Below are 6,342 nucleotides of genomic sequence, written 5' to 3'. Positions count from 1 at the left end.
CGGTGCCCTCAAGGGCCAACGCCGGCAGCGCTTGCCGGAGGAGTGAACTGCAGTCCGGAGCTGAGGCCGCAGCGCACCCCTCAGCCTTGGCGGCCGGCAGCGGAGTCTGAAGCGGAGTTGGCCGTGAGGTCTGCCGCGGCTTCAGCTCGGATCTCGGCCTTGGCCTGCCGCCATAGGCCCTCCAGCTCCTGGAGGCTCCGCCCCCGCAGATCACCGCCCAGGGCTGCCTCCACCCGGGAGAAGCGATCGAGGAAGCGGTGGTTGGTGCCGGCCAGGCCTTCCTCCGGGTCGATGCCGCACCAGCGGGCCACATTCACCAGGGTGAACAGCACGTCTCCCAGTTCTTCCTGGGCATGGGTCCGATCGCCGCTGTTGCGGGCCTCCTCCACCGCCTCCTTGAGCTCGTCGAGCTCCTCGTGCACTTTGGTCCAGACGCCGTCCAGGTCGTCCCATTCGAAGCCGGCCACGGCGGCCTTCTTCGAGATCGTCATGGCGCCGGCCAGGGCGGGGAGGCCACGCACCTTGGCGGCCAGGCGATCACTCAGGGGGCTGGCCGAGGTGGTGGCCGCTTCCTGGGCCTTGATCGCCTCCCAGGTGCGCGTCACGGCGGCGCTGTCGCCGCCTGATCCCCGGTTGCCGGCGGCAGGGTCGGCCGGTGGTTCGAACACGTGGGGGTGGCGGCGCACCAGCTTGGCGCTGATGCCCCGGGCGATCCCCGCCAGATTGAAGTGCTCCGCTTCGCTGGCGATGCGGGCGTGCAGCACCACCTGCAGCAGCAGATCCCCCAGCTCCTCCTCCAGATGCCGGTCGTCGCCGTGGCGGATGGCATCCGCCACCTCATGGGCCTCCTCGAGCACGTAGGGCACCAGGGAGGCGTGGGACTGCTCCAGATCCCAGGGGCAGCCGTGCTCCGGATCCCGCAGCCGATCCACCACCGCGATCAGCTCCGCCAGGGCGGCCAGGCTGTCGCTTGGGTCAGGGGCGGCGCCGGAGCCAGGCGGGCACGACAGGGGATCGGGGCGCATCACGAGGGGGCGGGGAGGTCCGCCCAAACCCTCTCATCTCCTACGGCGCAGGATCCGTGGCAGGCGCGGGATCGGGTCGCCGTCCTGCAGAAGATGCAGCCAGCTGCTCGCCTCCAGGCCGATCAGGGCGGTGAGCAGCAGGGGCCGTTGGTCGTGCCAGAGCCGCGCAGCGGCCTGCAGCAGGCTGGCCGGCGCTGGACTGCCGAGCGGCTGCAGCATCAGGGCCAGCAGCAGGATCCAGGCCGCCAGGTAGAGCAGCCGCCCGCCGGTGCCGATCAGGGGGCTGTGGGAGATCAGGGAACGGTGCGACAGACCCCGCCGGTAGGGCCACCACAACCAGCGCAGCAGGCCCCAGCGGCGGGTGGCATTGGAGCGGGTGTCCAGATCCGGCGACAGCCACAGCCCGCCCACGAGGAACGCCAGGCTGGCCGTTGCCACACCCATGATTCCCAGCAGCGGCCACCACAGCAACCCGAAGGGCAGGCTCAGCAGGCAGGTGGTGCGGTCGTGGTCGGTGCCGCTGGCCATGAACCGGTCGTGTTCCCGTCGGTGTGCCGGTTGCTCAGTGTGCCGGCTGTTCAGGCCTGGGGCAGTTCTTCCGGGGCGCGGCCCCGCGGCAGCACGTTGAACCGCTGGCGCACCTGCTCGAGAGGGGCGGCGAAGTGGTCCCAGGGATCGATGCCGGCCAACAGGTCCACGCTCACGTGGGAGCCGTGCTCGAGGCCCGCGAAGATCCGATCCACATCGAGCTGGCCGCGCCCGGCCGGCACAAAGGGCGAGGCGCCGATGCCGAGCTCGAATTCCGCCAGGGCGAACATCAGCAGATAGAAGGGGTCCACCTTCTCGAAACCCGCCTGGAAGCCCAGCACCGCGCCCTCCTCGGCGGGGGTGGTGCCGTAGCCCCCCAGCACGTGGCAGCAGTCGTGGTGCATCACCGGCGGTGGTGGCCCGCCGTGCTCACCGGGGAACTGGAAGCCGTTGCGGTCGATGAAGTTGGCGTAGGCCAGCCCGAAACTGCCTTCCGGGTAGCTCCGCAGCTGCCGGTAGCGCTCGGCCATGGCCCGATCCTCCTGGCCGAGCAGCACCCGGGCGCTGGCCAGGGCGGCGGATAGCCCCTCCTGGCGCCACATGGCCTTGAAGGCCTGGGGGATGAAGCCGCGCCGGGCCACATCGAGGCGCACCAGCCAGGACTGGTGCTCCATCACCTGCTGGAAGGTGCGTACCGGGCCCGGATCCACGTTCAGAGACTGGGCGGTGCGCTCCAGCAGGTCCAGCTGCTGCTGTGTGGGCGTGCCATCGAACAGGGCCACCAGGGTCATGCCCCGCAGGATGCGCTCGCGCCACTGGGGATCCGGATTCACGCCATTCACCCGGGCGGCCAGGGCTTCTGGATCGATGTCCGGCAGGGTCTCCAGTGCCAGATCGAGGTGCAGGAGGTGATCGCGAACGCCCCGGATCGCGGCCATGGCCTTGGCCGATGGTGTGCCGCGCAGGCGGGCCATGGTCATCAGGGCGGCAAGCCCGGCCTTCCCGATCGCCTGACGCTGATCGTCCGGCAGGGTGGCCTGAACGTTGATCACCATGGCGGAGTCTTCATGGGGGCCAGCCTGAGTTCACGGATCGAGGGCTCAGTGGACAAGCGCTCAATAGCAGAGATCAACATTGCCGGAGCTGTGCTGCTGCTGCTGCACGCAGGTGTCGACGCTCTCCCGATCGATCTGGTCCTCGCCGCTCGGTCCGCTGGTGAGCCAGGAGCCGACCAGGAAGAGGAGCAACAGCAGGCCGGCGAAGCCGATCACCACACTGGCCCGCCGGAAGGTGAACCAGGCCTGCTCGAGACGGACTTTCCTCTCCAGCGCACGGATGCGGGTCTTGCGCTTGGCGTCCTCTCCCTTCACATCCTCTGCCCGGCTGGCCAGAGGCCGATCCTCTCACCGGCGGCAGGCGAACCGGCAGCAGGCACAATGGAGAGACGCGCGATTAGCTCAGCGGTAGAGCGCCTGCCTTACAAGCAGGATGTCGCTGGTTCGAACCCGGCATCGCGCATCTCAATTCTTCAGTCCTGAACAGGGATTAGCCGGAATGGCCCGATCCGCTTAATGGGGCTTGATACTGCTTGAAACAGCTTCTGTGCGCACGGCTGTGCGCACATGCGCAAGGCGCAGAAGGCAGGCACTCATGGCGAGCAGCCAGGAGCCCTTCGCTCCGAAAGAGATGTTCAGGTTTCGAGGGGCAGAGCCATGGCTCGTGTCCAATGGTCCATAACGGTCCCCCTGTGGCCTTACAGGCCAGAAAGTGGCGTTTGCTTGCCAAGTTTCGCGATGCTGGACGCCTCTTTGTGCGTCACAAGACTCGAGCGGCGTCCGACCAGAGCGCTGAGCCGCCGCCGGCCTGCCGATGCTGGGCTGGGCGGCCCGCTCGGCGGGCTAGTGCGCCGACCTGATGACTGCTGCTGGTGAGAGCGATCTCCGCCGTGCAGAGGCCATTCGCCTGCTTACGCAAGAGCAGAAGCAGGCGGAGCGACTGAAGGGTCTGTAGGAAGGGGGACGCCACCCGGGGATCTGACCGGGGCAGCGAGGCCATCGAGGTAGAGCCTCCAGAACCTCTGCCGATGGGCTTCGCTGTCTCCACCAGGAAGCCAGGACGGGGGAAGCGTTCTACCCAGTCCTCAGGATCTGGAGCGGTGAGCGAGACACCCAGCAGCTCGGCCAGCTCGGAGCTGGTGAGCCAGGCGCTTAACCACCAGAAGCGGATCAGGCGATGCAGGGGGAGCCTGGGGCCTCGATGGTTCGGTCAGTTGCGACAGCTCTTGGAGCTGGAGCTCAACCTGGGCAAGATCGAGTCCAGAGACGCCAAGGACCGGGCGGCATTCGGATCCCTTCAGACAGCTAAGCGGGACTGCGTTGAGACAGATGAGGCGAGATTGAGGTTGAACCTATGCACCTACCGCATAGAGGCACTCGGTAGATCCTGCAGTCCTTCTCAGACCTCTGCACGCCTCTCCCGTCTGCGTCATGCTTTCTAGGCCTGCTCATGTTTCGGCAGCACATCGGCATGGCCCCGCCAACCATCTATGACCTCTGTTGCCCCCGCGCCGAGTTCCTCGCGCTACACAGGCTTCGATCCTGTGAAGACCGCGGCTCCTGCCGCGTCAGACTTCGAAGCCCTGGAGAACCTGCGCCGCCTGGCACTGGCTGAGCAGGTGCCAGCGCCCAAGCAGCTGGAACTGGTGCTTGCTGAGCTGGCCGAAGCACCCTGAACTGTGGAGGAACAGCCATGACCACAGCCCCCACCTACGCCATCAGCGAAACCCAGCTGCAGCAGATGGCTGCCGAGATCCGCCAGGAGATCCCGGGGGCAGAGGTGCGGCTGTTCGGCTCCCGCGCCCGGGGTGATGCAGGTTCCGACTCCGATGTGGACCTGTTGATCACCGCCAGCGACAGCTGGCTGGCTCAGCACAACCGCTTCGACACCCTGGGCAGGCTGTGGCGCAAGCTCAGTCACCACCGCATTCCCGTGGACCTGTTGCTGTATTCCCAGAGCCAGGTGGAAGAGCGGCGTCAATGGCTCAGCCATGTGATCGCTCGCGCTTATCGCGAGGGAAGGCTGCTGCATGGCCAACCCTGACGCCGAGGCCATGCTGCGGATCGCCCGCCGCGATCTGAAGGCGGCTGAGGTCCTTCAGGACACCTCCATTGCCGAAGCGAACTGGGGCTTCCAGATCCAACAGGCCGTGGAGAAAGCGCTCAAGGCATGGCTTCTCAGCCTTGGAGATGACCCGCCCTTCATCCACAACCTCACCTCCCTGTTCGGTCGGCTTGCCGATGCAGGTGAGTCTGTAGAGGGATTCCTGCCGCTGGAGGCCTTCACGGCCTTCGCTGTGCAGTTCCGCTACGACGCCGAACCCGAGTCCATGGAACTCGATCGCCAGCTCTGGCACCAACAAGCCGTGGCGCTTGTGGACCATGTGGCTGAGGTCGTTCGCTCCACGCCATGACCGGCCTGAAGGATCACGGCTGGCAGGACAGCTTCACGAGCTCCCAGGACAACCTCCTGGAGGGGTTCTACCGCCCGGTGCTGCAGGAGGCCGTGCGCTACTGGCGAATCACCGGCTACTTCTCCAGCCGCTCCCTGCTGCAGGTCCTTGATGGAGTGGAACAACTCGTGCTGGCCTCCCCCGATGGCCGCGGCCGTGGCCAGATGCGCCTGATCACAGGCTTCTTCATGAGCTCGGCCGATCTTCAGGCCCTGGCCACAGGCCTGAGCCCTTCCCACCTGCTGGAGCAACAGCTCACCAAGCAGTTCCCATTCAAGGGCGTGACCCCAGGCGACGGCAGCGTTACCGATCTGGCCGCTGAGCTGCTCGCCTGGCTGGTGCAGAAGGGGCATCTGGAGATTCGCGTTGGCCTGCCCTCGCAGGAAGGTCAGATCAGCAGTGATGGGGCGATCTTCCACGCCAAGGAAGGGGTCGTGGAAGATCGCCATGGGGATCGGCTGGCCTTCACCGGCAGCATCAATGAGACCCCGAATGGCTGGAGCACCAACTACGAAACCTTTGATGTGTTCTGCAGCTGGAGCGGTGACCAGCGCCGCGTGGATGCCAAGGAGCGCCACTTCCTGCGGCTCTGGCAGAACAAGGATCACGACGCCACCCTTTCTTACCTGGCCAGCCTCTGCCGGAGCAGTGTTGAGGCCTTCCCCGAGTTGGCCAACAGACCCTTGTTCCCCCGTGCCATGGCCGAGGCCGCCTGTCTTGGGGAAGAAGGAACGGATCTGAGCCGCCAAGGGTTTGAGCGGGCACTGGCTGGATAGGGTGGTTGCCGCCGATGGCGGCACCGATCGAGCCAGCGCTCTGGTGACCAGCGCCAAATTCAGCGAGACCGCCCAGCGCCACAACTTCGAGGCTGGCTGGCTCGTGAGGGATCCGTGGAGGGCCAGCACGGTCAGCGACCACTTCAGACGCCTGGTGGCCAATCGGTTGTTCGTAGCGCTCTAGCTGAGACCATCCCCCGATGCCCAGAGGAAATCTGCAACGGCGCCATCCGGTGTGCTGCATCCACCAGACCTTCAGAACGGACAGGCCGCACCGCCCCAGGGACTCGGTTACATCGTGATCGTCCGAGCGCTCCCACCGGTACGTTGCTACCAACCCGGCGGCCGCATCCCCAGTTCCTGCGATTCGTGATCGCCGTATGGAGCGCGTCCGCCTGGATCAACACGCCCTCCAGATCCAGTTCGCCGAGCAGCTGCCGCAGCACCGCCCGCTCGTGATTCTCGCCGGTGGCGTAGCAGGCCTGGCTGATCGCCACACCCAGAG

Annotated in this window: 9 protein-coding genes and 1 tRNA gene; 6 read left to right on the top strand and 4 right to left on the bottom strand. The window is 66.4% G+C overall.

All coding sequences use genetic code 11. The features are described from left to right. Positions 1-80: 80 nt before the first annotated feature. Genes mazG through VB777_RS00955 form a run of 4 tightly spaced genes read right to left on the bottom strand, consistent with a single transcriptional unit; the run spans position 81 to position 2,923 of the window. Complete coding sequence (gene mazG, locus VB777_RS00970) at positions 81-1,025, bottom strand: nucleoside triphosphate pyrophosphohydrolase (RefSeq protein WP_323246464.1); 945 nt, start codon at positions 1,023-1,025, stop codon at positions 81-83. A gap of 33 nt (positions 1,026-1,058) precedes the next feature. Further along, positions 1,059-1,553 carry a metal-binding protein gene (locus VB777_RS00965; protein WP_322758082.1) on the bottom strand — a complete coding sequence of 165 codons (495 nt, stop codon included), beginning with the start codon at positions 1,551-1,553 and terminating at the stop codon, positions 1,059-1,061. Between the two features lie 50 nt (positions 1,554-1,603). Beyond that, complete coding sequence (locus VB777_RS00960) at positions 1,604-2,608, bottom strand: TerB family tellurite resistance protein (RefSeq protein WP_323246462.1); 1,005 nt, start codon at positions 2,606-2,608, stop codon at positions 1,604-1,606. 60 nt (positions 2,609-2,668) lie between these two features. Continuing rightward, positions 2,669-2,923 (bottom strand): hypothetical protein, encoded by a 255-nt coding sequence (locus VB777_RS00955; RefSeq protein WP_323246460.1) that lies wholly within the window; start codon positions 2,921-2,923, stop codon positions 2,669-2,671. 76 nt (positions 2,924-2,999) lie between these two features. Between VB777_RS00955 and VB777_RS00950 the strand changes: the two genes are divergently transcribed. The 6 genes from VB777_RS00950 (at position 3,000) to VB777_RS00925 (ending at position 6,021) form a co-directional block, all read left to right on the top strand. Next, positions 3,000-3,071 (top strand) — tRNA-Val (locus tag VB777_RS00950). A gap of 1,027 nt (positions 3,072-4,098) precedes the next feature. Continuing rightward, positions 4,099-4,284: a hypothetical protein gene (locus VB777_RS00945; protein ID WP_197158271.1), complete on the top strand. Its 186-nt coding sequence runs from the start codon at positions 4,099-4,101 to the stop codon at positions 4,282-4,284. Between the two features lie 17 nt (positions 4,285-4,301). Next, the gene (locus tag VB777_RS00940) at positions 4,302-4,652 is read left to right on the top strand and encodes a nucleotidyltransferase domain-containing protein (RefSeq protein WP_197158272.1); all 351 of its coding nucleotides are present in this window, start codon (positions 4,302-4,304) and stop codon (positions 4,650-4,652) included. After that, the gene (locus VB777_RS00935; protein ID WP_197158274.1) at positions 4,639-5,022 is read left to right on the top strand and encodes a HEPN domain-containing protein; all 384 of its coding nucleotides are present in this window, start codon (positions 4,639-4,641) and stop codon (positions 5,020-5,022) included. The genes VB777_RS00940 and VB777_RS00935 overlap by 14 nt, the downstream gene beginning before the upstream one ends. Beyond that, entirely contained in the window at positions 5,019-5,837 is an 819-nt protein-coding gene (locus tag VB777_RS00930; RefSeq protein ID WP_197158275.1) for a phospholipase D-like domain-containing protein, read from the top strand. The genes VB777_RS00935 and VB777_RS00930 overlap by 4 nt, the downstream gene beginning before the upstream one ends. Position 5,838: 1 nt before the next feature. Next, on the top strand, positions 5,839-6,021 hold the full coding sequence (locus tag VB777_RS00925) for a hypothetical protein (protein WP_231598081.1): 183 nt from the start codon (positions 5,839-5,841) through the stop codon (positions 6,019-6,021). Positions 6,022-6,342 lie beyond the last annotated feature (321 nt).

This window comes from Synechococcus sp. CCY9202 (assembly GCF_034931685.1).
Taxonomy (GTDB): Bacteria; Cyanobacteriota; Cyanobacteriia; order PCC-6307; family Cyanobiaceae; genus CBW1002.
Note: the sequence above shows the minus strand (reverse complement) of the source record. Positions and strands in the feature narration are given on the sequence as shown.

Coding starts and splice junctions, on each gene's coding strand:
- VB777_RS00960 (WP_323246462.1), bottom strand. CDS start 2,608: ATGGTGATCAACGTTCAGGCCACCCTGCCGGACGATCAGCGTCAGGCG.
- VB777_RS00945 (WP_197158271.1), top strand. CDS start 4,099: ATGACCTCTGTTGCCCCCGCGCCGAGTTCCTCGCGCTACACAGGCTTC.
- VB777_RS00965 (WP_322758082.1), bottom strand. CDS start 1,553: ATGGCCAGCGGCACCGACCACGACCGCACCACCTGCCTGCTGAGCCTG.
- VB777_RS00930 (WP_197158275.1), top strand. CDS start 5,019: ATGACCGGCCTGAAGGATCACGGCTGGCAGGACAGCTTCACGAGCTCC.
- VB777_RS00940 (WP_197158272.1), top strand. CDS start 4,302: ATGACCACAGCCCCCACCTACGCCATCAGCGAAACCCAGCTGCAGCAG.
- VB777_RS00935 (WP_197158274.1), top strand. CDS start 4,639: ATGGCCAACCCTGACGCCGAGGCCATGCTGCGGATCGCCCGCCGCGAT.
- mazG (WP_323246464.1), bottom strand. CDS start 1,025: ATGCGCCCCGATCCCCTGTCGTGCCCGCCTGGCTCCGGCGCCGCCCCT.